This is a genomic window from Natrarchaeobius versutus (genome assembly GCF_041205745.1).
Classification (GTDB): domain Archaea; phylum Halobacteriota; class Halobacteria; order Halobacteriales; family Natrialbaceae; genus Natrarchaeobius; species Natrarchaeobius versutus.
In genome coordinates this window covers 397,425-422,524 of sequence record NZ_JBGFCC010000001.1, presented here as the reverse complement: position 1 = coordinate 422,524, position 25,100 = coordinate 397,425, and the positions used below count along the sequence as shown (strand labels likewise).

Below are 25,100 nucleotides of genomic sequence, written 5' to 3'. Positions count from 1 at the left end.
AGCCGCGAGGCTACCCGGCCGCAAAAGACGACACGAAAAGCCACGAAAACCGGACTACAGGTAGCCTTCGTCGGCCAGGCGCTCGATCCCTTCCTCGAGTCGGTCCTCGCTCGCGGCGTAGGAAATTCGAGCGTAGCCGGGTGTGCCAAACGCGCTTCCCGGAACCGTCGCGACGTGGGCGTCTTCGATCGCGCCCTCACACCACGCCTGATCGTCGTCACCCACAGGGAGCATCATGTAGAACGCGCCCTCGGGCACGGCGACGTCGACGTCGTGTTCGGCGAGTAGATCCACGACGAGGTCGCGACGCTCGTGGAAGGCCTCGGTCATCTCGTCGACGGCCTCGTCGGTGTTCTCGAGCGCCTCGATACCGGCGTGCTGGACGAAGTTGACGGCCGAGGAGACGGAATGGCTGTGGAGCTTGCCCGCCTGGTCGATCAGTTCCTCGGGACCGGCGAAATAACCCAGGCGCCAGCCGGTCATCGAGTAGGCCTTCGAGAAGCCGTTGACCGTGATCGTCCGGTCGGCCATTCCCTCGAGCGTGCCGAGACTCGTCGGGGAAACGCCGTAGGTGATCTCCTTGTAGATCTCGTCGGAGATGACGGTGATGTCGTGTTCGACGGCCAGGTCGCGCACCCCCTCGAGCGCCGCGTCGGAGTAGACCGCACCGGTGGGGTTCGACGGCGAGTTGACGATCAGCAGTTCCGTCTCGTCCGAGACCGCTTCGGCGAGGGCGTCGAGTGCTGGCTCGAGCTGGAAGTCGGAATCGGAGAGGTCGACCCGCGAGAGCGAGCCGCCGGCCATCTTCACCATCGCCTCGTAGGAGACCCAGGCGGGGTCGAGCAGGACGACTTCGTCGCCGTCCTGAATGAGTGTCTGGACGATTTCGTACAGTGCCTGCTTCGCGCCGGGCGTGACGATGATCTCGTCGGTGCCGTGATCGAGACCGTCGGCGGCGAGTTTTTCCGAAATCGCCTCACGAAGCTCGAGGATGCCGGCCGACGTGGTGTAGCCGGTGTGGCCGGCGTCCATCGCGTCTTGTCCGGCGTCGACGATGTTTTGCGGCGTCGGGAAGTCAGGTTCGCCGACGGAGAGGTCGACGACGTCTGCGCCGTCGGCCTCGAGTTCGGTGGCGAGTGCTGAGATCGCGAGGGTTGCGGACGGTTCGACTCGGGTTACGCGGTCGGTGAATTCCATCGTCATCGTATCACTGTGGGTCGGGTAGTTCGGACACGAGATCGAGCGCGCCGTCGACGGCTTTCGCCGCGTTCTCGACGCGTTCCCGTGCTTCGGCGGCTGACATTCCGGGGCCCGTCACGCCGAGGGTAACGGGAGTATCACGCTCGAGACTGACGTCTGCGAGTCGCTGTGCGGCGGCATCGGTGATCACCTGATCGTGGTCGGTGTCGCCGGTGATGACGCTCCCGACGACGGCGACGGCGTCGATCTCCGGGAGCCGGGCGAGGCGGTCAGCGGCCAGCGGCGCGTCGTAGACGCCCGGGACGTGGACCGTCTCGGAGACCTCCGCGCCCGCGGCGTGTGCGGCCTCGAGCGCCTCCTGCTCCATCTGCTCGGTGATCGGCCGATTGAACTGCGCGACTACCAGTCCGAGCGTGGTCATACGCGAGCGGTAGAGAGGGCGGGTAAAAGAGGTACCGTTCTCCGCCGAACTCGCCGGATCGATCGGAACCGACGATCTCCCGTGGTTCGACCGTCGAACCGGTCGTCCTCGATTGCGAATTCTTAAGCACAGCCGTCGTCAACCGCCGCGCAATGACTACGCTCGAGACGCCGGGGCCGACGCTCGGTGTCGTCGGTGGAGGACAGCTCGGTCGGATGCTCGCCGAGGCGGCCGCGCCGCTCGGCGTCGAGGTCGTCGTGCTCGATCCGACGCCCGACTGTCCGGCCTCGCTGGTCGCCCGTGCCCAGATCGTCGCCGACTTCGACGACGAGGGCGGAATTCGCGAACTCGCCGAGCGGGCCGACGTCCTCACGTTCGAGATCGAACTGGCCGATCAGGCCGTCCTCGAGCGCGTGAGCGACGACACCGGAACGCCGGTTCACCCGAAGCCGTCGACGCTCGAGACGATCCACGACAAACTCGTCCAGAAGCGCGAACTCGAGGACGCGGGCGTTCCGGTTCCGCCGTTCCGGGCGGTCGAGGACGCCGACGACGTGTGCGGGGCGATCGACGACTACGGTGCGCCGGTGATGCTCAAAGCACGGACCGGTGGCTACGACGGCCGCGGAAACGTCCCCGTCGAGTCGAAAGACGAGGCCGAAGAGGCTCTCGAGTCGGTCGCCGGCCCAGCGATGGTCGAGGCGTTCGTCGAGTTCGAACGCGAGGTGTCGGTGATCGCCACCAAGGGGTACGGCGAGACCGCGACGTTCCCCATCGGGGAGAACGTCCACGAGGAAGAGATCCTCCGGGAGACGATCGTGCCCGCGCGCTCGAGCGACGCGGCGGCGGAACGCGCCCGCGAGGTCGCGACGGACGTCCTCGACGTAATGGACGGACGAGGCGTCTACGGCATCGAACTGTTCGAGGTGGCGGGCGACGGCACAGAGCGCGAGATCCTGCTCAACGAGATCGCACCCCGGCCCCACAACTCGGGTCACTGGACGATCGAGGGCGCACACAGCTCGCAGTTCGAACAACACGTCAGAGCGGTGCTCGGATGGCCGCTCGCCGCGACGGATCTCCGAAACCCGACCGTCACGGCGAACCTCCTCGCCGACGTCGACCAAGAACGGGCGGCGGCGCTTCACAACGTCGAGCGGATCCACGAGACGCCCGCCGCACACCTCCACTGGTACGGCAAGCGCGAGGCCCGCCCCCTCCGAAAGATGGGACACGTCACCGTGTGCGCGCGCGACGACGAAACCGGCGTCGAGGAGTTACTCGAGACGGCACGAAGCCTCCAGGAAGACGTGACGTTCCGTTCGTAGCGACTCGACGTCCGCCATCGATCCGATTGCTCTCAATTGAAGTTCTCGCCCCGAGCAGTGTCGGACATGAGCGACAGCGTTCGCGACCTGATCGATCGGTTGCACCGCGAGGCCGACCAGGACCGTCCGGACGAGGAGACGCCCGACGTCGGCATCGTGATGGGCAGTGACTCGGACCTCGAGACGATGATGACCGGCGGGAAACGCCGCGGCGCCTACGACGCCTTCGTCGACGAACTCGGCTTCGGTGAGCAGACGGACTTCGAGAACCCGCCCGAAGAACGGTTCACCTTCGAGACGTACGTCACCTCCGCACATCGCACGCCCGACCTGATGACGGCGTACGCCGAGACGGCCGAAGAGCGGGGACTCGAGGTACTCATCGCCGGTGCGGGCGGGAAGTCCGCCGACCTGCCGAACATGACGGCGTCGATTGCCTATCCACTGCCGGTGATCGGCGTGCCGGTCCAGGAGAAGTCGGTCGACAGCGTGATCGGGATGCCGACCGGCGCACCGCTGGTCGCCGTCGACGCGGGCAAGTCGTTTAACGCCGCGCTGTCGGCGGCACAGATCCTCGCTCGCCAGCACGACGACGTTCGCGATCGACTCGTCGCGTATCACGAGGCGCTTCGCGATGGCGTCGGTACCGTCTCACGCGAACTGCACGACGCCGGAACGATTCGTTTCTCGGAGCGAAACGAGTAGTCGCTTTCGCCCGGCGCGAAACGGAACGACCTTCGTCTGGTGCGAAACTGACGCCACCTCGAGAGGCGACCCCGACTGTTCGGGCTCGATCGAGTCGGTAACGGTAGCTTTGTGCGATGGCGCTCGGACGAACGATTCTTCGAGCGTACGGGGATCGGCCTCTCCTCGGTTCGGCTCTCGGCAGTAACGCCACGATACCGACGTGGTCACCCTATCGATCCCTACATATTGCTCGAGGTGAATATCCGTGAGGATTTGCTCCGACTGAAGCCACTGCTTGGCCCGCTTTGGCCGGAAAAACGAACAATCAACCCTTATGTGGGTGCGGTTTTAACGTCCGGACGTTACGGAGATGAACGACTGGATAGCCATTGGGGCGCTGGCGCTCGTGGGGCTTTTGATACCGCTCGGTATGATGGCGGTATCGTATCTCCTGAGGCCGAGCGTTCCGGAAACGAGTAAACGTGCCACCTACGAGAGTGGCGAGGTTCCGACCGGCGGGACGCGCATCAGATTCAACATCCAGTACTACATGGTTGCGCTTTTGTTCCTCGTCTTCGATATCGAGACCGTCCTTCTATTTCCGTGGGCGGTCGTGTATCTGGATGCCGTCGAATCCGATGCCGTCTCGCTGTTCGAGATCCTCGCACCGATGGTCGCGTTCGTCGTCATCTTGCTCATTGGACTCGCGTGGGCGTGGCGAAACGGCGCGGTACAGTGGGCACAAACGACTGGCCAGGTGGAAACCGAGGGTAATCGATCATGAGTAGCGACGAACCACGGCAGACGATCCACGGGAGCACCGCACCGTCGACGGATACCCGCGACGCCCGGATGGGTGAAGGGGTCGACGACCGCTTCAACTCGAAACTCCGTGAGGCGTTCGGGACGACGCCGTTCATCCTCACGAAGTTCGACCAGTTCATGAACTGGGTTCGTGGAAACTCGATGTTCATGCTACAGTTCGGAATCGCTTGCTGTAGCATCGAGATGATCCACACGTACGCGATCAAACACGACGTTGACCGCTACGGCGCCGGCGTTCCCCGCGCCTCGCCGCGCCAGGCCGACGTCATGATCGTCCCCGGAACGATCGTCTCGAAGTTCGGGCCGCGTATGAAGCGGGTCTACGACCAGATGCCCGAACCCAAGTTCGTCGTCGGGATGGGGTCGTGTACGATCTCCGGCGGCCCGTTCCAGGAGGGCTACAACGTCGTCAAAGGGGCCGAGGAGATCATCCCGATCGACATCCACGTGCCGGGCTGTCCGCCACGGCCCGAGGCGCTGATCTACGGCATTCTCAAACTCCAAGAGCGGATTCAAAACGGCGAGTCCTCCCCCGTCGTCGTCAAACCCTACGAACTCGAAGAGTTCGGCGACCTCCCGGAGGACGAACTCGTCCAGAAACTGGCAAGCGAGATCGACGAGGACGACCTCGTCATGCGCTACAACTGGGCTGATTCACCATGAGCACGGGAACGGAGCCCGTTCCGAAGGAAGCGCCTGAGGAGGTCGACGAACTGGCCGAACTGCTCGGTTCCCGCGCGATCGCTCGCGATGACCACGTCAACGCGCCCGGATTCGTCGTCAACCCGAGAGACGTACAGGACGTCCTGTTCGACCTGCTCGAGGAGGCGGGCTACGACCACTGCTCGTGTGTCACCGCACAGCAATACGAGGATCGCTTCGAGACGATCTATCACTTGAAGAAGTACGCCGATCCGACCGACGAGGTGAGCATCGTCGTTCCGACGCCACTCGACGAGCCGGTCAGCCAGAGCGCCGAACCGGTCTACCGGACGGCCGACTGGCACGAACGCGAGGCGTACGACCTCGTCGGCATCGAGTACGAGGATCATCCGGACCTCCGTCGAATCCTCCTCCCGGAGACGTGGCAGGGCCATCCGCTCTCTGCGGACTACAACCAGGAGAAACCACAGGTCGTCACCCTCTCGGAGCACGCGAACCCCCTCGAGCCGGACCACGAGGACCCCGAGTCGGATACGATGTTCCTGAACGTCGGGCCACACCACCCGGCGACCCACGGCGTCCTTCACGTCAAGACAGTCCTCGACGGCGAGACGATCGCCCACATCGAGCCGGACATCGGCTACCTCCACCGCTGTGAGGAGCAGATGTGCCAACAGGGGACCTACCGCCACCAGATCATGCCGTATCCCGACCGCTGGGACTACGTCTCCTCCGGACTCTTGAACGAGTGGGCGTACGCCCGTGCGATCGAGGATCTCGCGGAGATCGAGGTGCCCGAGTACGCACAGATCGTCAGGACGCTCGGCTCCGAACTGTGTCGAATCGCCTCGCACATGCTTGCACTCGGGACGTTCGCACTCGACGTCTACGGCGAGTTCACCGCGACGTTCATGTACACGTTCCGCGACCGCGAACTCGTCCAGGACATTCTCGAGGACCTGACGGGTCAGCGGATGATGTTCAACTACTTCCGCGTCGGCGGGGTCGCGTGGGATCTGCCCGAACCCCGTGAGGAGTTTTTCGATCAGACGCGCGATTTCCTCGACGAACTTCCCGCGAAGGTCGCCGAGTACAACGATCTGATCACCACGAACGAGATCTTCCAGACGCGGTGTATCGACACCGGCGTTCTGGAACCCGACGTCGCGAAGGACTACGGCTGTACGGGCCCCGTCGCCCGCGGCTCCGGCGTCGACTACGACCTTCGGCGCGACGACCCCTACGGCTACTACGAGAACTTAGAGTGGGACGTCGTTACTCGCGACGGCTGTGACAACTACGCCCGGGTCCTCTGTCGGATGGAAGAAGTCGAGGAGTCGGCGAAGATCGTCGAGCAGTGTCTCGACTTACTCGAGGAGTGGCCGGAAGACGACCGCGAGGTACAGGCGAACGTGCCCCGGACGCTGAAGCCGGATGCGGACGCGGAGATCTACCGCGCGGTCGAAGCCGCAAAGGGCGAACTCGGTATCTACATCCGTTCGGACGGGACGGACAAGCCGGGGCGGTTCAAGATCCGAAGCCCCTGCTTTTCGAACCTACAGGCCCTAGAGGAGATGTCCCAGGGAGAGTACATTCCCGACCTGATCGCGTCCCTCGGAAGCCTGGATATCGTACTCGGTGAGGTGGATCGATGAGCGGGGCGATCCCGTTACAGAACGGAGACACCGTCCTCCTGCCCGAGCGGATCGCCGACCTGACCGGGCTCGGCGAACTCGGCTTCGCCGGCGAGTTGATCGCCGCCTTTCTCGCCGCGTTCATCGTCGGTAACCTGATGCTCGCGATGACCGGCGTTGCCGGTCCCTGGGCCAAACGGAAGATCACGGCCGCCTTTACGGACCGCATCGCGGTCAACCACCTCGGCCCGGCAGGCATCTTCATCATCGTCGCCGACGCGGTTCGCCTCCTCTCGAAGGAGATCATCATTCCGGAGAACGCGGACCGGCCGGCGTACGACCTCGCGCCGATCGTCATCGCGGGATCGGCGCTGCTCGGTTTCGCCGTGATCCCGATGGGAAGTGGCATTCACCTCGCCGATCCCGAGGTCGGACTGGTGTTCGTCTTCGCGGTCGCCGGAATCGCCTCGATCGGACTGGTGATGGCCGGCTATGCGTCGGGGAACAAGTACTCGATGCTCGGTGGTTTGCGCGCGGTCGCACAGAACATCGCCTACGAGATTCCGCTCGTGGTGACCGGGATGTCGGTCGTGCTCTTTGCCGGTTCGCTTCAGATGGGGACGATCGTCGAGGCACAAGCACAGCCGCTTATCGACTTCGGCGTCGTGACGATTCCGGCCTGGTTCGCGCTGGTCAACCCGTTCGCGTTCGTCCTGTTCCTGATCGCGAACTTCGCCGAGGTGGGCCGGAACCCGTTCGACATGCCCGAGGCGCCGGCCGAACTCATCGCCGGCTATCAGACCGAGTACTCCTCGGTCTACTTCGTACTGGTCTATCTGGGTGAGTTCCTCCACATCTTCCTCGGCGGGGCGATCATCGCGACGATCTTCCTCGGCGGGCCGGCCGGCCCCGGTCCCGCCGAACTGGGAATCGTCTGGTTCCTGCTGAAGATCTGGGCGGTCTTCTTGCTCACGCAGTGGCTCCGCTCGGCGATCCCGCGTGTACGTATCGACCAACTGATCGAAATCGGCTGGAAGGGCCTGCTGGTCCTCTCCTTTGCGAACCTTGCACTCACCGCGGCAATCGTGGGGGTGATCGCATGATCGGACTACTCAAATCCATGGCGACGACGATGAAACACGCACTGGACGGCTCGACGTTCACCGTCGAGTACCCCGAAACCGCACCCGACGTCTCCCCGCGATTCAGGGGCGTCCACAAGTTCAGCCAGGAGCGGTGTATCTGGTGTCGACAGTGCGAGAAGGTCTGTCCGAACGACACGATCCAGATCGTGATGGACGACAAGCGAAACGGCGAGCAGTACAACCTCCACATCGGCCAGTGTATCTACTGTCGGCTCTGCGAGGAGGTCTGTCCCGTCGACGCCATCTTGCTCACCCAGAACTTCGAGTTCACCGCCGATACGAAACACGAGTTCGTCTACAACAAAGAACAGCTCAAGGCCGTCCCGTGGTACAAAGACATCGACCCGCTCGAGTCGCGCGAACCCGACCGGGGCGCGTGGATCGGCGAAGGTGAAGGGGAGGTCGACTACCAGTAACAATGATGGAAACGATCGCGTTCGCGCTGTTTGCGTTCGTGACCGTCGCCAGCGCGCTGGGCGTGGTCCTCCTGAAGGACCCCTGGCACTCGGCGCTGATGCTCGGCGTCGCGTTACTCAGCGTCGCCGTCCACTACGTGATGTTGGCGGCGGAGTTCGTCGCCATGATGCAGGTCCTCGTCTACGTCGGCGGGGTGCTCATCCTCATCACGTTCGCCGTGATGTTGACCCAGCGCGAGGAACCCGAGACAGCCACGGACACCGACGAGGTGGCACAGCCATGACGACCCGGCCGGAACTCAGACTCGGTCGCACGCTCGCCCCGGGTCTCCTCGCGGTCGTCCTCTTCGGTGCGATGGGACTGATCGTGTTGAACACGCAGTTCAGTGGAATGGTCGGCTTTCCAGAGGGGATTTCGATCACCTCGGAGATCGGCTACGCCATGTTCGACCTCGAGCCGTTGCAATCCGAGGAGGGTGCGATCGGCGAGACCGAGGCGTTCCTCGCCGCGTTCTTGCTGATCGCGATCACGCTTGACGCCGCACTCGACGCCTCGCTCGTCCTCGCGAAACGCGAGGAAGGCGGCGAGTCCGTCACGGCGCTCACCACTCGAGGCACCGAGACGCCGGCTTCCTCGAGTCCAACCGGAACTGGAGCCGATGACGACCGGTCGACCGCCACCGACGGCGGCCGCGCCGACTCCGACGCGTCGACGGCGACCGGCGACTCGAGTGTGGGAGGTGAGTCCCGATGACTGTCGGGATCGAAGCCTACGTCCTCCTCTCGATGTTGCTGTTTTGCATCGGGCTGTTCGGTATTCTGACGCGCCGAAACGCGCTGATGTTTCTGATGTCCGTCGAGCTCATGGTGAACGCGGCGAACATCAACCTGATCGCGTTCGCGTTCTACCACGGCAACCTCTCCGGACAAGTGCTCGCGTTGTTCGTGATGGCACTCGCGGCCGCAGAGGTCGCGATCGGCCTGGGAATCATCCTGGTGTTGTACCGAAACTTCCGTGACGTCGACGTCACGGTTCCGACGACGATGAGGTGGTAAGATGGAAGGTGTATTCGACTTCGCGCCGGCGATCGCGGTGTTCCCGCTCGTGGCGTTCGTCGTCGCGCTCGTCTTCGGCAAACAGTTGCCGAAGAAGGGTGCGATACCGGGTATCCTCGCGACGGGAGGCTCGTTGCTCCTCTCGGCGCTGATGCTCGTGGCCGTCGCGGGTGGCGAAGTGTATCACGAGACGTTGTACGAGTGGGCGGCGGGCGATGCGACCAGTGCGACCGGTGTCGAGGGAGTCGAGTTCACGTTCGGTATCCTGATCGACCCGCTCGCCGCGTTGATGCTGGTCATCGTCTCGCTCGTCGCGTTCCTCGTCCACGTCTTCAGCCTGGGCTACATGAACGCCGAGGGCGAGACCGGCCTGCCGCGGTACTACGCCGGACTCGGCCTGTTTACGTTCAGCATGCTCGCGTTCGTCTACGCGGACAACCTGCTGATGGCGTTCATGTTCTTCGAGCTGGTGGGACTGTGCTCGTTCCTGCTGATCGGATTCTGGTTCCGCACGAAATCCGCTCCCTCGGCGGCGAAGAAGGCGTTTCTGGTCACCCGCTTCGGTGACTACTTCTTCCTGATCGGGGTCGTCGCCATCGCGGCGACGTTCGGAACGCTTCAGTTCGCCGGCGACGGCTCGTTCGTCGCCGCCGCACAGACCGCCATCGACGACGGCACAACCCTGTTCGGCTTCGACGCGCAGACGTGGGTGACGATCACGGGACTGCTCGTGCTGGGTGGCGTACTCGGCAAGTCCGCACAGTTCCCGCTTCACACCTGGTTGCCCGACGCGATGGAGGGCCCCACGACGGTTTCCGCCCTCATCCACGCGGCGACGATGGTCGCCGCCGGCGTCTATCTCGTCGCCCGAATGTTCGGTTACTACGCGCTCTCCCCGACGACGCTCGCGATCATCGCGTTCGTCGGCGGCTTCACCGCACTCTTTGCGGCGACGATGGGCGTCGTCAAAGACGACATCAAGCAGGTGCTTGCGTACTCGACGATCAGCCAGTACGGCTACATGATGTTGGGACTCGGCGTCGGCGGCTACGTCGCCGGCGTCTTCCACCTCATGAATCACGCCTTCTTCAAGGCGCTCCTGTTCCTCGGTGCTGGGGCCGTCATCGTCCTCATGCACCACGAACAGGACATGTGGAAGATGGGCGGCTTGAAGGACAAAGCGCCCGTCACCTACTACACGTTCCTCGCCGGCGCCCTCGCACTCGCGGGGATCATCCCGTTCTCGGGCTTTTGGTCCAAAGACGAGATCCTCTACGACGCGTTTATCGTCGGCTTACAGGAGCCAGTGATCATGGCCGCGTACGCGATGGGCCTCGTGGCCGTCTTCTTCACCGGCTTCTACACGTTCCGGATGGTCTTTTTGACCTTCCACGGCGAGCCGCGATCCGAGGCGGCCGAGGATCCACATCCGATCGGCTGGTCGATCAAGGCACCGTTGATCGTCCTCGGCGTCCTCGCGGTCGTCGCGGGCGTCGCTAACCTCGCGCCGGTGTACAAGCTCACCGGCCTCGAGTTGACGTTCCTCGAGTCCTGGCTCGACGGCGAGTACGGCGCAATCGAGGGACTGACGTACGGCGCCTACGGCGAGTTACTCGCCTACGAGACCGGCGTCGTCGGCACGGAACAGCTGACAGTCATGATTGCCGCCGGGCTCTCGCTGTTGCTCGCGTTCTCCGGTGCCGGAGTCGCCTGGAAACTGTACAACGTCCCGGAGCCGGTCGTCTACCGCGACCGACTCGGCCGCGTCGGCGACGTCGTCGAGGCCAACTACTACCAGGACGAGTACCAGGTCTGGCTCGCAGAAGGCGTGACGTTACCGCTGGCTCGAGCGGCCGACCGGTTCGATCAGACCGCGATCGACGGCGCCGTGGATGGCGTCTCGACCGCGAGTCTGTTCGGCAGTGATCGGCTGAAACGAATCCAGACGGGTATCGTGACGAACTACGCCGCACTCCTCGTGACCGGCTTCATCGTCCTGTTGCTCGTCCTCGGCTATGCTGGAGGGTGGTTCCTATGATGATCGAGATACTGATCGGGGTCGCACTGATCGGCGCGTTCGCGACGTTCCTCGCGCCGAATCGAATCGCCGGGAAGCTGGCGTTCGCGATCAGCTTGATCCCCGCGGCGCTGTCGCTGTGGATGTTCACCGCGTTCGACGGGAGCGGAAACGCCTTGCTCGGGGGCGATCTCGCCTTCGAGTCCCAAGCCGCGTGGATCACGCTGGGCGCGTACGACATCACGTGGTTCGTCGGCCTCGACGGGATCAGCCTGCCGCTGGTCGTGTTGACGACGATCCTCGTCACGCTGGCGATCGTTAGCTCGTGGACGCCGATCGACGAGCGCGAGTCCCAGTTCTACGGGCTCGTACTCTTCATCGAGGCGAACCTGATCGGCGTCTTCGCGGCGCTCGATTTCTTCCTCTGGTTCATCTTCTGGGAGGCCGTGTTGATCCCGATGTACCTCTTGATCGGGATCTGGGGCGGCCCGCGCCGGAAGTACGCCGCGATCAAGTTCTTCGTTTACACGAACGTGGCGTCGCTTCTGATGTTCGGTGCGTTCATCGCGCTCGTCTTCGGCCTCGGCGACTCCGTGACGAGTTTCGCCCTGCCCGAAATCACGGCCGCCATGGCGGCGGGCGAACTCGGGAGCTTCTACGGTCTCGGTGCGACGACGCTTGCGTCTGCCGTCTTCGTCGCGATGTTCGTCGGGTTCGCGGTCAAGGTTCCGGTGGTGCCGTTTCACACGTGGCTTCCCGACGCTCACGTCGAGGCGCCGACGCCGGCCTCGGTGTTGCTGGCCGGCGTCCTCCTGAAGATGGGGACGTACGCCTTACTCCGGTTCAACTTCACGATGTTCCCGACGGAGATCATCGAACCGTTCGTGCTTCCGATCGCGGCCATCGCCGTGATCAGCGTCATCTACGGCGCGATGCTCGCACTCGCACAGACGGACCTAAAGCGGATCGTCGCCTACTCGTCGGTCTCGTCGATGGGGTACGTCATCCTCGGACTGATCGCGTTCACCCAGTTCGGGATCGGCGGCGCGACGTTCCAGATGGTCTCTCACGGGCTGATCTCCGGGCTGATGTTCATGGCCGTCGGCGTCATCTACAACGCCACCCACACCCGGATGGTCACGGACATGTCCGGGATGGCCGACCGAATGCCCGTCGCCGTCGGCATCCTCATCGCCGGTGCGTTCGGCTACATGGGACTGCCGCTTATGTCCGGTTTTGCCGCCGAGTTCTACATCTTCTTCGGCTCGTTTGGGTCGACATTCCTCGAGTACGCACCGATATTCACCGCGCTCGCGATGTTCGGCATCGTCGTCGTCGCCGGCTACCTGCTGTTTGCGATGCAACGAGCCGTCTTCGGACCGTACAACTTAGAAACTGACTACGAGGTGGGTCGAGCCCCGCTTCACGACGTCGCGCCGATGTTCGTGTTGCTCGGGCTGATCATCGCCCTGGGCGTGGCCCCCGAACTGATATTCGAGATGATAACCGACGCAGTCGATCCGATCCTCGACGGAGGTGAGCTGTAATGGCGGTCGTCGAACTCCCCGAGTGGGCGGCACTCGCGCCGGTACTGATTCTCGCGGGGACGGCGCTCGCGCTGTTCGTCTTCGATAGCATCAATCCGCGGTCGACGAACCGGACGTTGCTCGCCGGCACCGCCGCGGTCGGCTCGCTGGCCTCGCTCGTCGTCGCCGTCTGGTTTACCGCCGCCGGCGTCGGCGCATCTGGCCTCGAAGGATTCGGCGTCATCGAACTGTTCGACGGCCAGCTCGTCGTCGATCAGATGGCGTTGTTCTTCATGATCATCGTGGCCGTCGTCACCGCGCTCGTCTCGGTCGCGAGCTACGACTACATGGAGGGCCACGCCTACCAGGCCGAGTACTACTCGCTCGTCTTGCTCGCGGCGACCGGGATGGCGACGATGGCCGCGGCCAACAGCCTCGTCACCATCTTCATCGCCCTCGAGTTGGCGAGCCTGCCGTCGTACGCGCTCGTCGCGATCCTGAAGGACAATCGTGGAAGCATCGAAGCGGGGCTGAAGTACTTCTTGATCGGCGCGCTGTCGTCGGCCATCTTCGTTTACGGCATCTCGCTGGTCTACGGTGCGACCGGATACCTGCAACTGGACGCCATCGCGACCCAACTCGAGACGGGTGCCGCAAACGGCGAGTTTGCCTACGGCGGACTGCTCGGACTCGGGATCCTCATGCTGATCGGCGGCTTCGCGTTCAAGACCGCAAGCGTCCCGTTTCACTTCTGGGCACCTGAGGCATACGAGGGGGCGCCCGCCCCGATCTCGGCGTTTCTCTCTTCGGCATCGAAAGCCGCCGGCTTCGTGATCGCGTTCCGCGTGTTCACGACGGCGTTCCCGCTCGATGCGACCTCGGCGCTGATCGGTATCGACTGGACGCTCGCGTTCGTCATCTTGGCGATCGTCACGATGACGGTGGGTAACTTCGCCGCGGCCACCCAGAACAACGTCAAACGGATGCTCGCGTACTCTTCGATCGGTCACGCCGGCTACGCCCTGATCGGCCTCGCCGGACTCGGTGCGGGAAGCGAGCTCGTGATGGGTGCGGCGATGATGCACCTGCTGGTCTACGGCTTCATGAACACCGGCGCGTTCCTGTTCGTCGCGCTGGCCGAACACTGGGGCGTCGGCCGGACCTTCGAAGACTACAACGGCCTGGGCCAGCGGGCACCAGTGGCCTGCTTCGCGCTCGTCATCTTCATGTTCAGCTTGGCGGGCATCCCGCCGCTGGGCGGGTTCTTCAGCAAATACTTCCTCTTTACCGGAGCAATCGAGGCCGGCTTGTTGCTCGTCGCGGCCGCGCTGATCGTCAACAGCGCACTCTCGCTGTATTACTACTCGCGATTGGTGAAGGCGGTCTGGTTCGAAGAGCCCCCCGCCACACGCGACTCGCTCGCACAGCCGACGGGGCTGTACGCCGCGATCGTCTTCGCCGCCGTGATGACCGCAGTCTTGCTTCCCGGTTTCGGACCGGTCGTCGAGACCGCCCTCGATGCGGCGGCGGCAATGATCGCCTGACCGGCTCGGACCCGGTACTTTTTACCCGGCGGCGTTCCAACCCGCGACAGATGGTTTTCCGGCTCGTGCTCGGCTGTGGGACTGTCGGCCGCCAGGTCGTCGAACAGCTCGCCGAGCGCGACGGTTCCGGCCGGTTGTTGGTCGTCACGGACGACGAGAGCGTCGTCGGGGCGCTTCGAGACGAGAGCGTTCCGGCACGTCACGGCGATCCGACCGACTCGGACGTCCTCGGAAACGTCGAGCGGCCGGACGCGATCTTCGTCGGCGGCGACCGGACCGACCGCAACCGCGCGACGCTCGAGGCGGCCAGGGATCGGTTCTCCGAGGCGTCGATCGTCGCACACGTCGGCGGGAACCCGACCGCGGCCGACCGGACGAGCTTCGAGGAACTCGCGGACCACGTCGTCGATCCGAACGACGCGCTCGTCGACGGCGTCCTCGACGAGATCGCCTGCCCGTCGGCCGAAACGGCGATCGAGCTTCGTTCTCACCTCGAGGCAATCGACGACCCGCTGGCGGTCGTCATGCACGACAACCCCGATCCGGACGCGATCGCGAGCGCGGTTGCGCTCGTCGACATCGCCAAATCCCTCGGCCTCGAGGCCGAGGCGTGTTACTTCGGGGAGATCTCACACCAGGAGAATCGAGCGATGATCAACCTGCTCTCGCTCGACCTCCGAAATCTCTCATCCGAGGATTCCCTCGAGCGCTTCGGCGCGTTCGCGCTGGTCGACCACTCGAGGCCAGGGGTCAACGATCAACTTCCCGAAGACCTCGTCGTGGACGTCGTGATCGATCATCACCCCCCACGGGGGCCTGTGTCGGCGGGATTCGTCGACCTGCGCGAACACGCCGGCGCAACCAGTACGGTCATGACCGAGTACGTCGACCGGTTCGACCTCGCGTTCGATCCGACGACGGCGACCGCGTTACTGTACGGTATCAGGGTCGACACGAACGACTTCACCCGCGAAGTCTCGCCGGCGGACTTCCGTGCCGCGTCGATCCTCTGGCCCCACGTCGACACGACCGTCCTCGAGCGGGTCGAACAGCCGACGATCGAGGGCGATACGCTCGAGACGATCGCTCGCGCGATCAAGAACCGAACGCAGGACGGACCGATCGTCGTCGCGAGCGCCGGACGGATCACGAACCGGGATGCGTTGCCCCAGGCGGCGGATCAGTTGCTCGCGATGGACGGCGTCGACACGACGCTCGTGTTCGGATTCAAAGACGAGATGGCGTTTCTCTCCGCGCGCTCGCGAGCCGGCGACGTCGATCTCGGGGAGACGCTTCGGGACGCCTTCGATCGGATCGGGAGCGCCGGCGGCCACGCCGATATGGCCGGCGCCCAACTCGAGATCGGCATTCTCGGGGACGTCGACGACGCCGACGAGATGGAGTCGATCGTCAGCGTCGTCGAGGAGGTTATCACCAACCGGTTTTTCGAGGCGATCGAGACCCGGCCCGGCGTTCCCGTCGGCGCCTACACGCAGACCAGCGAGTGGCTGTTCACCCGGGCAGGCGATCCCGACGGCGGCGAGTCCGCGTAGTCGCCGGCGAGGCAGGGTACTCGAGCGCTCGGTAACAGTGCTTTTGCGCACGGACCGCTTACGATCCGCGTATGGACGTCGCGTCGGACAGGAGAAAGCCCCAGGTCGAGGAGTATATGACTCGGGACGTGGTGACGGTCTCGCCCGACACCACCGTCGGGTCGGTTGCAACGCGGATCGCGGAGAGCGAAGAACACAGCGGCTTTCCCGTCTGTGAGCGCCGTCGCGTCGAGGGGTTCGTCAGCGCCCGCGACCTGTTGCTCGCCGAGGACGGCGAGCCGATCTTCAAGGTGATGACGACCGACCTTCTCGTTGCCCACCCCGAGATGAAAGTCAACGACGCGGCTCGCGTTATCCTTCGCTCGGGCATCCAGAAACTCCCGGTCGTCGACGACGCCGGGAACCTCGTCGGAATCATCTCGAACGCGGACGTGATTCGGAGCCAGATCGAGCGCGCAACCCCCGAGAAGGTCGGCAAACTGATGCGGACGCTCGAGCAGATCCACGGTATCGACCTCGAAGAAGAGCGTCGAACGGTCCCGCTTACCGAACTCACGCCGACGCAGGGACGGGTGTACGCCGACGAACTCGAGGGCCGGCGCTACGAACTCGAACGCGGGCTGGCCGAACCCCTGGTGGTGATCGACAACGACGGGACGCTGTTGCTCGCGGACGGCCACCACCGCGTGCTCGCGGCGGACCAGTTGGGTATCGACGAGATGGACGCCTACGTGATCGTCATCGACCGCGAGATCGATCTCGGTATGGCACAGACGGCGGCCAAAGAGGGTCTCGAGGGGATTCAGGATATCGACGTCGTCGACTACGCCCGACACCCGTTGGTCCAGACGACGAAACGTCTCCAGTCAGACCGAGAGTGAGCGACCAGACCAGAAGTGAGCGACCAGACCAGAAGTGACCGGCCAGACCGGTTCAGCCACCGACAAGCGATCGTCGTACGGATTACTGTCGCGATCTACGGGTGAGACCACCGCCCAGGTCGCGGTCTCACCGGAACTGATCTGTGCTGAACCGTCTCAGGTGTCTCGGTCGACCACGAAGCGGGTAAACTCCCGAAGCTTTTCGGACGTCTCCTCGTCGAGATCGAGCCCATCGATCTCCGCGCGAGCCTGTTCGGCGAGTTCGAGTGCGCGTTCGCGAGCGTCGTCGATACTTCCGGCCTCCTCGATGATCGAGAGCGCCTCGAGGACCTCCTCGTCCGTGTTGGTGTCGGCCTCGAGAATCGCCTGGAGGCGTTCGGCTCGTCCGGGTGGGCTCTCCTCGATCGCGTCGATCACGAGCAAGGTCTTTTTTCCCTCGCGGACGTCGTTACCGAACTCCTTGCCGAACTCGCCGGCCCGGCCGAGCGAGTTCTCGACGTCTAAGATGTCGTCGCCGATCTGGAACGCGACGGACGTCAACTCGGCGTAGTTGGCGACGGCTTCCTCGACCTCGGATGGCTGGTCGGTGATGATCGCCGCGAGTCGGGCGACGATACGGCCGAGACAGCCCGTCTTGCACGCACACATCTCGAGGTACTGTTCGGGCGTGATCCGAACCTCGCGTTCGTTGTGCCAGCAGATGTCCATCCCCTGGCCGAGGTGGGTGCGATTGAGCTCGTACATCAACATCTCGTAGGCCGCCAGTCGTTGCTCGGCCGGCAGACCGGCCGGATTCTCGGTCAGGATCTTCAACGGCAGAAAGTACATCGCGTTTCCTGCGTTCAACGCGACGTCCTGTCCGTAGACGTGATGTAACGCCGGTTCCCCCCGTCGTATCGATGCCTCGTCCTCGACGTCGTCGACGATGATCGTCCCGTTGTGGAGGATCTCCGGAATACACGCGTACGGCAGATACTCCGTCGGATCGTGCCCGAACCCCTCCACGAAGACGAGAAAGAGCACCGCACGCCAGCGTTTGCCGCCCCGATCGAGCAGATCCCAGAGGGGATCCGACAGCGCCCGCTGGATCCCCTCGGGATCGTACTCGTAGGTCGGCTCGCCGAAAAACGACTCGAGGTATTCGGCGTCGATCTCCCGTGGGACGAGGTCATCGATCGCGTCGTCCACGGCCGGCCGCCACTCGGCAAGCGTCTCCCGCATACCCGTCTCGAGAGTGAGCGGGGTAAAAAAGATTCAGTTATTCGTGTACGAGACTGGTTGAACGGATTATACATTGGCGGATTCTTGCACGATCGACGGTGCGAGAGGAAGGCAGTGGGCCGCGGTTTGCACCCTCGAAGACGACTTTCCGGCGCTCGAGTGGACAGCCACCGTCGAGGACGATCTGTCACTCGAGACGGTCGCGGTGGTCCGTCGCGACCTCGCGCGCTCGCTCGAGGGTGTGGGTCTCCGTCCAGCGAACCCGGTCGCCGTCGCCGTAGGCCAGCGCCGTCTTGAGTTCGTCGCGGAGGACGCCGTGGTCCACCGCCAAAATCGCGCCCGAGGAATCGCCGAGTTCGTAGACGCCGGGACGATCGGGCGCACTCGAGACGGTCGACCGATCGAGGTCGCGCCAGGGTTTCTGAAGCGCCATTGTCAGGCGTCGTACTCCTCGTCGACCAGTTCGTAGGCGTGTTCGCTCATCTCGTCTTCGGCGAAGACGAACACCCGACCGTCGACGGCCGAGAGGTCCGCCTCGACGCGGATCGAGTACGCCTCCGTCGACACCGTCACGCCCGGGAACAACACCTCCTCGTCGTCGCTCTCGAGCATCACGCGCCCAACGCCGGTCGTCTCGAGGATGCCGTCGTGGGTGTCGCGGTCGTTGACGTAGGTCATGACCCCCTCGACGCCGTCGGGGTCGGTGACGAGGACGTGGACGTCCTTGCCGGGCGGGGTCTTGATCGAGCCTGAAACGGGCTTTGGGGGTCCGTGGTAGAAGACTTCCCGTCCGTCGAGGTACTGGACGACGACGCCGCCCTCGACGAAGTCGACGCCGATCGTACTGGGTGCGACGTTGCTCCGTGTACTCATCGCCCCGAGATTCGATCGGACAGGGGAAAAGCGGTGCGTTCTCGCGGCCGTGCCCGACCGTCGGATCCGTCGGCCGTTCCCGGTTGCTGAACTCATTTTCACGACGATACGACTCGAGGTGTTCGGCGCCTGTGTCGGCTCCCGATCATCGCGAGCCGAACTCTTCGGCGGCCAAATCGGCGTTGATCGTAATACCTGCCATGGCCCCGTCGCTCACGGCAAAGCTCACCTGGTGGGACGGCCGGCCGGCGTCTCCAGCGACGTAGACGCCGTCGACTGAACTCCGACCGCGCTCGTCGGTTTCGACGATCCCTTCCTGGGTGAACGAACAGCCAAGCGACTCGGCGATCGGGCTCCGTTGGGTGGAATCGGGATACACCCAGAGGACGTCTCGAGCGAGCGTCTCTCCGCTCTCGAGGGAGATGTTCAGTCCACGGTCCGTTCTATCGACGCGCGAGATGGGGTCGTCCACCACCGAGATATCGTTCGCGTCGAACGCGTCGTTCGTTTCATCGGTGATCCACGACTCACCGTGGGTGAGTACCGTGAGGTCGTCACTCCACTGGAGGAGGATCTTCACGTAGTGGAGAAATTGTTCGTTCGGCGCGAATACGGCGAACGATTCGTCGCGCACGTCCCACCCGTGACAGTACGGACAGTGCAACACGCGCTCTCCCCACAGATCGTCGACTCCGTGGATCGGGGGAATCGCGTCGGATAGACCAGTCGCGAGAACGATCGTCCGGGTCGAAACGTCTTCCGCGTCTCCGATCGTTACCGCGAACCCGTCCGCGACGGCCTCGACGTCGGTTACTCTGTCCGGTCGATACTCCACGGTTTCGTACGAGCCGACCTCTCGACGACCCAATTCGCGAAATTCGCTCGGTGACACTCCGTCGCGCGTGAGGAAACTCCAGACGTGCGTCGACGGATCGTTCCGATACTCGCCGCTGTCACACACTACTGTGTTTCGCCCCGACCTCCCCAGTAACAGCCCGGCACTTAGCCCCGCGGGGCCTCCGCCGATGACGACCGAATCGTAGTGGCCTCGTTTGCTCATAGTCTCTTCTCCGGATCATCGGATGACGCATTATTAAATCTGCCCATGGAATTATTAAAGATGGCAGAGCGTCTTTCGTTGGAACTGTACCGTTTGTCGATCCGATCGTCGACCGAGACGCGCTCCTCGAGATCGGAGAGTCGACGCGACCACGCCGCTCGGGATTTGACCCGAAATGGGTTCAGACGGAGTTGCGGCGCCTCTCCAAGAGGAGACACCATCTGTCGAGACCGTCAGCCGTAAATACGCCCTCTGTGAGTGATTTCGTATGGACGGCCGCGCCGTCGCACCCGCAGCTGGAACGGTTCTCAACGCGCTCGCCACCGGAACCGGTTCTGCGTTCGCGATCGACCTCGAGACGACAGCCACGGTCGAACTCACCGACGACGGCGAGGTCGTCGGGGACGTCGACGGAGAACCCGACGCCGATACGACGCTCATCGAGCGTTGCGTCGAGGTGACGATCGACGAGTACGCCGAGACGGCGGGCCTTGAGGCGTCGACCGTCGGCGCGCGCGTCCGAACCGAAAGCGAGGTCCCGATGGCCGGTGGGCTGAAGAGTTCGAGCGCCGCGGCCAACGCGACGGTGCTCGCGACGCTCGACGCGTTGGCCGTCGCCGACGCCGTCGAGCGAATCGACGCCTGCCGACTCGGCGTCCGTGCCGCTCGAGATGCGGGTGTTACCGTGACCGGTGCGTTCGACGACGCCAGCGCGAGCATGCTCGGCGGCGTCACGGTCACCGACAACGAGACCGACGCGTTGCTCGCTCGTGACGAAGTCGATTGGCACGCGCTCGTCTACAACCCACCCGAGCGATCCTACAGCGCCGACGCGGACGTTTCGGCGTGTGAACGGATCGCGCCGATGGCCGACCTCGTGGCCGAACTGGCCCTCGAGGGGCGATACGGCGAGGCAATGACAGTCAACGGCTTCGCCTTCTGTGGGGCTCTGGGCTTTTCGACCGGTCCGATGATCGACGCTCTGCCCGACGTGACGGGCGTCTCGCTGTCCGGAACGGGACCGAGCTACGTCGCGGTCGGCGATCGAGGGGCACTCGAGGCGGTCTCGGAGCGGTGGGGCGACCGGGACGGAACGACGCGACTACTACAAACGCGAACCGACGGAGCACGAACGATATGACTCGAGAATCCACAGCCACGGGAGACGAGACGAGGGACCGATCGCCGGAGGAGATGAGTCTGGACGAACTCCGCGAGGAGATCGAGACGATCGACCGCGAGATCGTCGAGTTGATCGCCCAGCGGACGTACGTCGCGGACGCCATCGCCCAGGTCAAAGACGAGAAGGGGCTGCCGACGACCGACGAATCACAGGAACAGCAGGTGATGGATCGGGCGGGTGACAACGCCGAGCAGTTCGAGGTCGACGCGAACCTCGTGAAGGCGATATTCCGACTACTGATCGAGTTGAACAAGGTCGAGCAAAGGGATAGTAGATAGCACTAAGCGAGTTTTTGAGGGCCTGTACCGCGTGATATGCACTCAGAAACCTTCGATTGTTGTTCAGTTGGTTCCTATCGAAGTGTATGAGCCGTGACCGATCACCGGGGCTAGCGGACACTACACATGCGAGTACATCACTGTTCTGACTGCGCATATCGGTCGTACAGCCACCACGGAATATCGAGTACCACAGCCAACCCGACTGCTACTCCGAGTCCCACCACTAACCCATCAGTGAATCGAACTGCGAGGAAGACGGCAATCCCGCTAACAGCAACTCTCGTTACTCGATCCAGGTTCCAATCGAAAAGAGCAGATCGAAGTGTGGATATATTGCTCGATCAGGTAGACAGAATTATAACTTTTCTGTAAACAAGGGTCTAACAAGAGCCAAACCGATACACGCACGCACTATTACCACAGCAGATACGTCAGTCCAGTCCGAGACTCAGTTTCAACGCTTCGTCCACTGCCTCTATCGACTCTGTGTCGAGACTTCCAAGCACCGAGTGAATCCGTTTTTCGATGGAAACGACACGAATTTGATCGAGGCGAATCGAGGAATCTTTCTCGAACGGCGACTCCGCTGCTTCAACGAGAACCTCGAACGGATAGCCACGATATGTCCCCGTCGCAGGCGCAACGATAGTCGTACTAGCATTTTTATTCCCAACATCGTTCTGGACGACTACCGCAGGGCGAGTTTTCTTCATCTCGTGCCCTTCCGCAGGATCAAGCCGTAGGATAACCACGTCGCCGCGACGAATTTCCGACTCCTCGCTCATTTATCCAGCCCACTCCACGCCTCGTCCGACGCGCCGTCCCACTCATCCGCAAGTTCTTCCGCACCCTCAGAAGCCTCGCGGTACGCGACAGCCAGTTCGTCCTCGTCGGGATGATCTGATTCTACTTCGACGACAGCGACGGTTACGCGCTTGTTCGCATACTCCGTTCCGAGATAGATTCGACCTCGGTCATCTGTCTCGTTAGTTCGTAGGTCCTGAGCATCTACTTTCGTCATGTTACCGACTTGGACCTACGGCTGAATAAGTATTGCCCACTATTACCCACGGCAGATATTTTCTGTGACTCGTACCATGGATTTCATCTACTTGAACAAGGTTGAGTAGCGCGAGAATCGGTAGCAAACGACACTAATTTCACGGATTTACTACTGTTTCTCCTCGCCAATAGCTTCAGCGTTCGGACGCCGAAACATCTACAGTAACACACAAGTAATACAGACGTATGTCCGAAGCGGCCACAAACAACGGCGAGGACGAGATCGTCACGGTAAACTTCAAAGTCACACGGTCGTTTCTCAACGAGATCGAAGACACGTGGCAAGGACGAGGATTCAACAGCCGGAGCGAATTTATTCGGTATACCTTACGCGATGCCGTCGAACATCCTACGTTCGACCGCGATGAGCTCGTTGCACTCCTCCAAGCTGAAGAGGACGTTCGTGAAGAACGGACGATGAGCGCCGAAGAAGCGCGCGAACGATTCGGTACTGGCGACACGAATGAGTGACGACGGGTGGGCGTGGGAACTCGCATCGAACGCAAAGGACGACCTCGATGCGCTCAGTCAGAACGAGCAACGGTGAATCAGAATCATAGATTCACCGAGAATCGCCTCACATAGTTCGTCTCACCAGCAACGCATTATCAACAAACTCGACGAAATCGTCGATTCTCCGTGGCGCGACCCACCGGACTATGGCGAACCACTCCAGAACAGTCCACGTCGTAAGGTACGTATCGGTGAGTTCCGTCTTGCAGTCACTTTTCACAAAGACGAGTACCGAATGGTCGTTGCTCGAATCAAACGTCGCGGAGGCGCGTATACCGCTGACGACGACTGAGTAGACGTCGCAGAAACCGGCAAAATAGACGAGGTCTGGAACATCAGTCCAAGACCTGAACAAAGTAGAGCAGCGCGAGAATCGGTAGCACTTCACTCGAGGCTTTAGTAAGACCGTACTTCGAGGCCGTCGATACGTCCGAAGTGCTTCGTGTTTCTCGTGATAATTGGTTCGTCGTTGAGGAGCGCGGTCGAAGCGATAATACAATCTTCTCGTTCAATTCGTTCACCGTCATTAATTAGCTCACCGGAGAGTTTTCCGGCTTTTCGCATCACGGTCTGATCGGCACTCACGACGTGCTTCGTTTCCAGTATCTCGAGAATTCGCTCTCGCTTCGTCTCCGGCGTTTGAGACCGAGCAACGCCCTCGTAGAGTTCCAAAACCGTCACGGAGGACACTTTTTGTGGTCGTGCTTCTTTTTCGACGATATCGAGAAGTCGTTTTGCGCTTTCGTCACCATGTAATAGGTCGATAATGAACGATGTGTCCTGAATCATTCCGACGTCTCGTCGATTACGGCCTCGTCTAACTCCGCCGTGAGACGGTCACTCCGTTCTCTGGATTTCGTTCGTCCCTCCTCGATAGCGGTCTCGAGGTCTGCCGCCTCGTCCTCGGAGAGAATGCCTGTAACCTCGTTCCACGATCGTTCTCCAGCAAGGCGCTTGACGGTTTCACTGAAGCTTTCCCCCTCTTTCTTTCGGGCCCTCAACCGCTCGTAAGCTTCCTCGTCGAGTGAAATCGTTTTCGTCGCCATCGTAGTACACAGTACTACATGCACGCTTAAAAATACTGGTGCAAAGCCAATTCCGGATCGGCTCGGTGCAACGTAGCGAAAAACCGGCAAAGTACACGAAACAGTGTAACGTGAGCTATAGTAGCCACTGCAAGTCATTGCACACCTGATCGCCAGACGAAAAGCGCGGTTCGGCACGAGCAAAGTGAGTGAGAACCGCGGAATAGCGAGCGGGGAACGCAGTGATCCGTGAGCTCGGCGATCAGTGTGTAAATCGTTGCAGTTGTTACTATAGAGACCTGAACAAGGTCGAGCAACGTAAGAATCGGTAGCACGCGACGGGGGGTTTCGTTATTCATCAGTCGGTTCTAGCGGAACTCGTTCCACCTCGATGTCTTCGTAGTCTTTCTCCGATGAAAACACGTTGAGCGTCCGTGTTTCTGCAGTCGCGGCGTGGAACGCATCGAACGCTGTCATCCCCTCGTCGTAGTAGTTGACGGCCTTCAGAACGATTTGTCGTTCTTCCTCGTCCCGGATAGGAACGAGCTCGAGCAGATTTGCCACGAGTGGGACGTAATCAAACTCGTACCGTTCTCGGGCGAGAAGGAGTTCGAGATAGGAGAACGCCGACGTTTCTACGTCGTACTCATCGAGTGCTTCTTCTGCTGATTGCTGCAACCAGTCTGAGTCTTTGGCGAGCGCGAGTAAAAAGTCGGTTTCGACGTAGACCGTCATCTATCGTCTCCGTTCTCGCGGGCCTCAGCTTTCGCTTCTGCTTCGATGTCCGCGCGAATATCGTCGACGGGCGCATCACGCAATTCGCCTGCCGCTTCGCGGACTGCAGCGAGCGGGTCGTCTGCAACCGGAACGAGCTCGATTCTGTCCTCGTACGTAACGATGTGGTACTTCTCGCCGTATTTTTCTCGGACGTCTTTGGGGATATACAGCCTCCCCTGCCCGTCCGTTTCTGCTGACATAGATATGAC

Annotated in this window: 31 protein-coding genes; 19 read left to right on the top strand and 12 right to left on the bottom strand. The window is 62.3% G+C overall.

Annotated elements, in window-relative coordinates; translation table 11 throughout:
- Positions 1–54 precede the first annotated feature (54 nt).
- Positions 55–1,203 carry a pyridoxal phosphate-dependent aminotransferase gene (locus AB7C87_RS02120; protein ID WP_369727751.1) on the bottom strand — a complete coding sequence of 383 codons (1,149 nt, stop codon included), beginning with the start codon at positions 1,201–1,203 and terminating at the stop codon, positions 55–57.
- A 4-nt stretch (positions 1,204–1,207) separates the two neighbouring features.
- Positions 1,208–1,621, bottom strand: a complete 414-nt coding sequence (gene ribH / locus AB7C87_RS02115; protein WP_369727750.1) for a 6,7-dimethyl-8-ribityllumazine synthase — start codon at positions 1,619–1,621, stop codon at positions 1,208–1,210.
- Between the two features lie 152 nt (positions 1,622–1,773).
- On the opposite strand from ribH, the gene AB7C87_RS02110 reads away from it, so the two are divergent.
- The 15 genes from AB7C87_RS02110 to AB7C87_RS02040 all read left to right on the top strand — a co-directional run bounded on the left by AB7C87_RS02110 (position 1,774) and on the right by AB7C87_RS02040 (position 16,896).
- Positions 1,774–2,949, top strand: a complete 1,176-nt coding sequence (locus AB7C87_RS02110) for a 5-(carboxyamino)imidazole ribonucleotide synthase (protein ID WP_369727749.1) — start codon at positions 1,774–1,776, stop codon at positions 2,947–2,949.
- Between the two features lie 66 nt (positions 2,950–3,015).
- Positions 3,016–3,654, top strand: a complete 639-nt coding sequence (locus tag AB7C87_RS02105; RefSeq protein ID WP_369727748.1) for an AIR carboxylase family protein — start codon at positions 3,016–3,018, stop codon at positions 3,652–3,654.
- Between the two features lie 352 nt (positions 3,655–4,006).
- Complete coding sequence (locus AB7C87_RS02100) at positions 4,007–4,420, top strand: NADH-quinone oxidoreductase subunit A (RefSeq protein WP_369727747.1); 414 nt, start codon at positions 4,007–4,009, stop codon at positions 4,418–4,420.
- On the top strand, positions 4,417–5,124 hold the full coding sequence (locus AB7C87_RS02095) for an NADH-quinone oxidoreductase subunit B (protein WP_369727746.1): 708 nt from the start codon (positions 4,417–4,419) through the stop codon (positions 5,122–5,124). Before AB7C87_RS02100 ends, AB7C87_RS02095 begins: the two co-directional genes overlap by 4 nt.
- Positions 5,121–6,779, top strand: a complete 1,659-nt coding sequence (locus AB7C87_RS02090) for an NADH-quinone oxidoreductase subunit D (RefSeq protein ID WP_369727745.1) — start codon at positions 5,121–5,123, stop codon at positions 6,777–6,779. Before AB7C87_RS02095 ends, AB7C87_RS02090 begins: the two co-directional genes overlap by 4 nt.
- Positions 6,776–7,861, top strand: coding sequence for a complex I subunit 1/NuoH family protein (locus tag AB7C87_RS02085; protein WP_369727744.1), 1,086 nt, complete (start codon positions 6,776–6,778; stop codon positions 7,859–7,861). Before AB7C87_RS02090 ends, AB7C87_RS02085 begins: the two co-directional genes overlap by 4 nt.
- On the top strand, positions 7,858–8,319 hold the full coding sequence (locus AB7C87_RS02080) for a NuoI/complex I 23 kDa subunit family protein (protein ID WP_369727743.1): 462 nt from the start codon (positions 7,858–7,860) through the stop codon (positions 8,317–8,319). The genes AB7C87_RS02085 and AB7C87_RS02080 overlap by 4 nt, the downstream gene beginning before the upstream one ends.
- 2 nt (positions 8,320–8,321) lie before the next feature.
- Positions 8,322–8,603 (top strand): NADH-quinone oxidoreductase subunit J, encoded by a 282-nt coding sequence (locus tag AB7C87_RS02075; RefSeq protein WP_369727742.1) that lies wholly within the window; start codon positions 8,322–8,324, stop codon positions 8,601–8,603.
- Positions 8,600–9,073 (top strand): hypothetical protein, encoded by a 474-nt coding sequence (locus AB7C87_RS02070; protein WP_369727741.1) that lies wholly within the window; start codon positions 8,600–8,602, stop codon positions 9,071–9,073. The genes AB7C87_RS02075 and AB7C87_RS02070 overlap by 4 nt, the downstream gene beginning before the upstream one ends.
- Entirely contained in the window at positions 9,070–9,375 is a 306-nt protein-coding gene (nuoK, locus tag AB7C87_RS02065) for an NADH-quinone oxidoreductase subunit NuoK (RefSeq protein WP_369727740.1), read from the top strand. Before AB7C87_RS02070 ends, nuoK begins: the two co-directional genes overlap by 4 nt.
- Before the next feature lies 1 nt (position 9,376).
- Positions 9,377–11,413 carry an NADH-quinone oxidoreductase subunit L gene (gene nuoL, locus AB7C87_RS02060; RefSeq protein ID WP_369727739.1) on the top strand — a complete coding sequence of 679 codons (2,037 nt, stop codon included), beginning with the start codon at positions 9,377–9,379 and terminating at the stop codon, positions 11,411–11,413.
- Complete coding sequence (locus AB7C87_RS02055; RefSeq protein WP_369727738.1) at positions 11,410–12,939, top strand: complex I subunit 4 family protein; 1,530 nt, start codon at positions 11,410–11,412, stop codon at positions 12,937–12,939. The genes nuoL and AB7C87_RS02055 overlap by 4 nt, the downstream gene beginning before the upstream one ends.
- Positions 12,939–14,462: an NADH-quinone oxidoreductase subunit N gene (locus AB7C87_RS02050; protein WP_369727737.1), complete on the top strand. Its 1,524-nt coding sequence runs from the start codon at positions 12,939–12,941 to the stop codon at positions 14,460–14,462. Before AB7C87_RS02055 ends, AB7C87_RS02050 begins: the two co-directional genes overlap by 1 nt.
- 50 nt (positions 14,463–14,512) lie before the next feature.
- The gene (locus AB7C87_RS02045) at positions 14,513–16,015 is read left to right on the top strand and encodes a DHH family phosphoesterase (RefSeq protein WP_369727736.1); all 1,503 of its coding nucleotides are present in this window, start codon (positions 14,513–14,515) and stop codon (positions 16,013–16,015) included.
- Positions 16,016–16,086: 71 nt separating this feature from the next.
- Complete coding sequence (locus AB7C87_RS02040) at positions 16,087–16,896, top strand: CBS domain-containing protein (protein WP_369727735.1); 810 nt, start codon at positions 16,087–16,089, stop codon at positions 16,894–16,896.
- A 156-nt stretch (positions 16,897–17,052) separates the two neighbouring features.
- On the opposite strand, the gene AB7C87_RS02035 is transcribed toward AB7C87_RS02040, so the two are convergent.
- The 4 genes from AB7C87_RS02035 to AB7C87_RS02020 all read right to left on the bottom strand — a co-directional run bounded on the left by AB7C87_RS02035 (position 17,053) and on the right by AB7C87_RS02020 (position 20,050).
- Entirely contained in the window at positions 17,053–18,117 is a 1,065-nt protein-coding gene (locus tag AB7C87_RS02035) for a polyprenyl synthetase family protein (RefSeq protein WP_369727734.1), read from the bottom strand.
- Between the two features lie 187 nt (positions 18,118–18,304).
- Positions 18,305–18,550 carry a DUF7508 domain-containing protein gene (locus AB7C87_RS02030; protein WP_369727733.1) on the bottom strand — a complete coding sequence of 82 codons (246 nt, stop codon included), beginning with the start codon at positions 18,548–18,550 and terminating at the stop codon, positions 18,305–18,307.
- 2 nt (positions 18,551–18,552) lie between these two features.
- Positions 18,553–18,990, bottom strand: coding sequence for a DUF5796 family protein (locus AB7C87_RS02025; RefSeq protein WP_369727732.1), 438 nt, complete (start codon positions 18,988–18,990; stop codon positions 18,553–18,555).
- 145 nt (positions 18,991–19,135) lie between these two features.
- Positions 19,136–20,050, bottom strand: a complete 915-nt coding sequence (locus AB7C87_RS02020; protein WP_369727731.1) for an NAD(P)/FAD-dependent oxidoreductase — start codon at positions 20,048–20,050, stop codon at positions 19,136–19,138.
- A gap of 268 nt (positions 20,051–20,318) precedes the next feature.
- Here AB7C87_RS02020 and AB7C87_RS02015 point away from each other — a divergent pair, with 268 nt between their 5' ends.
- A complete protein-coding gene (locus AB7C87_RS02015; protein ID WP_369727730.1) occupies positions 20,319–21,191 on the top strand; it encodes a shikimate kinase in 873 nt (290 codons plus the stop codon).
- Positions 21,188–21,511, top strand: a complete 324-nt coding sequence (locus tag AB7C87_RS02010) for a chorismate mutase (RefSeq protein WP_369727729.1) — start codon at positions 21,188–21,190, stop codon at positions 21,509–21,511. The genes AB7C87_RS02015 and AB7C87_RS02010 overlap by 4 nt, the downstream gene beginning before the upstream one ends.
- A gap of 434 nt (positions 21,512–21,945) precedes the next feature.
- Here the strand turns inward: AB7C87_RS02010 and AB7C87_RS02005 are convergent, their stop codons facing one another.
- Positions 21,946–22,299: a type II toxin-antitoxin system PemK/MazF family toxin gene (locus tag AB7C87_RS02005; protein ID WP_369727728.1), complete on the bottom strand. Its 354-nt coding sequence runs from the start codon at positions 22,297–22,299 to the stop codon at positions 21,946–21,948.
- The gene (locus tag AB7C87_RS02000) at positions 22,296–22,535 is read right to left on the bottom strand and encodes a hypothetical protein (RefSeq protein WP_369727727.1); all 240 of its coding nucleotides are present in this window, start codon (positions 22,533–22,535) and stop codon (positions 22,296–22,298) included. Before AB7C87_RS02000 ends, AB7C87_RS02005 begins: the two co-directional genes overlap by 4 nt.
- A gap of 227 nt (positions 22,536–22,762) precedes the next feature.
- On the opposite strand from AB7C87_RS02000, the gene AB7C87_RS01995 reads away from it, so the two are divergent.
- Both AB7C87_RS01995 and AB7C87_RS01990 read left to right on the top strand, forming a co-directional pair.
- Positions 22,763–23,047 (top strand): ribbon-helix-helix domain-containing protein, encoded by a 285-nt coding sequence (locus AB7C87_RS01995; protein WP_369727726.1) that lies wholly within the window; start codon positions 22,763–22,765, stop codon positions 23,045–23,047.
- Between the two features lie 76 nt (positions 23,048–23,123).
- A complete protein-coding gene (locus AB7C87_RS01990; protein ID WP_369728372.1) occupies positions 23,124–23,381 on the top strand; it encodes a type II toxin-antitoxin system RelE family toxin in 258 nt (85 codons plus the stop codon).
- A gap of 104 nt (positions 23,382–23,485) precedes the next feature.
- Here the strand turns inward: AB7C87_RS01990 and AB7C87_RS01985 are convergent, their stop codons facing one another.
- The 4 genes from AB7C87_RS01985 to AB7C87_RS01970 form a co-directional block, all read right to left on the bottom strand.
- Positions 23,486–23,878: a type II toxin-antitoxin system VapC family toxin gene (locus AB7C87_RS01985; protein ID WP_369727725.1), complete on the bottom strand. Its 393-nt coding sequence runs from the start codon at positions 23,876–23,878 to the stop codon at positions 23,486–23,488.
- On the bottom strand, positions 23,875–24,135 hold the full coding sequence (locus AB7C87_RS01980) for an antitoxin VapB family protein (RefSeq protein WP_369727724.1): 261 nt from the start codon (positions 24,133–24,135) through the stop codon (positions 23,875–23,877). Before AB7C87_RS01980 ends, AB7C87_RS01985 begins: the two co-directional genes overlap by 4 nt.
- Before the next feature lie 330 nt (positions 24,136–24,465).
- Positions 24,466–24,849 carry a PIN domain-containing protein gene (locus AB7C87_RS01975; protein WP_369727723.1) on the bottom strand — a complete coding sequence of 128 codons (384 nt, stop codon included), beginning with the start codon at positions 24,847–24,849 and terminating at the stop codon, positions 24,466–24,468.
- Positions 24,846–25,091 carry an AbrB/MazE/SpoVT family DNA-binding domain-containing protein gene (locus AB7C87_RS01970; protein WP_369727722.1) on the bottom strand — a complete coding sequence of 82 codons (246 nt, stop codon included), beginning with the start codon at positions 25,089–25,091 and terminating at the stop codon, positions 24,846–24,848. The genes AB7C87_RS01975 and AB7C87_RS01970 overlap by 4 nt, the downstream gene beginning before the upstream one ends.
- Positions 25,092–25,100: the final 9 nt, after the last annotated feature.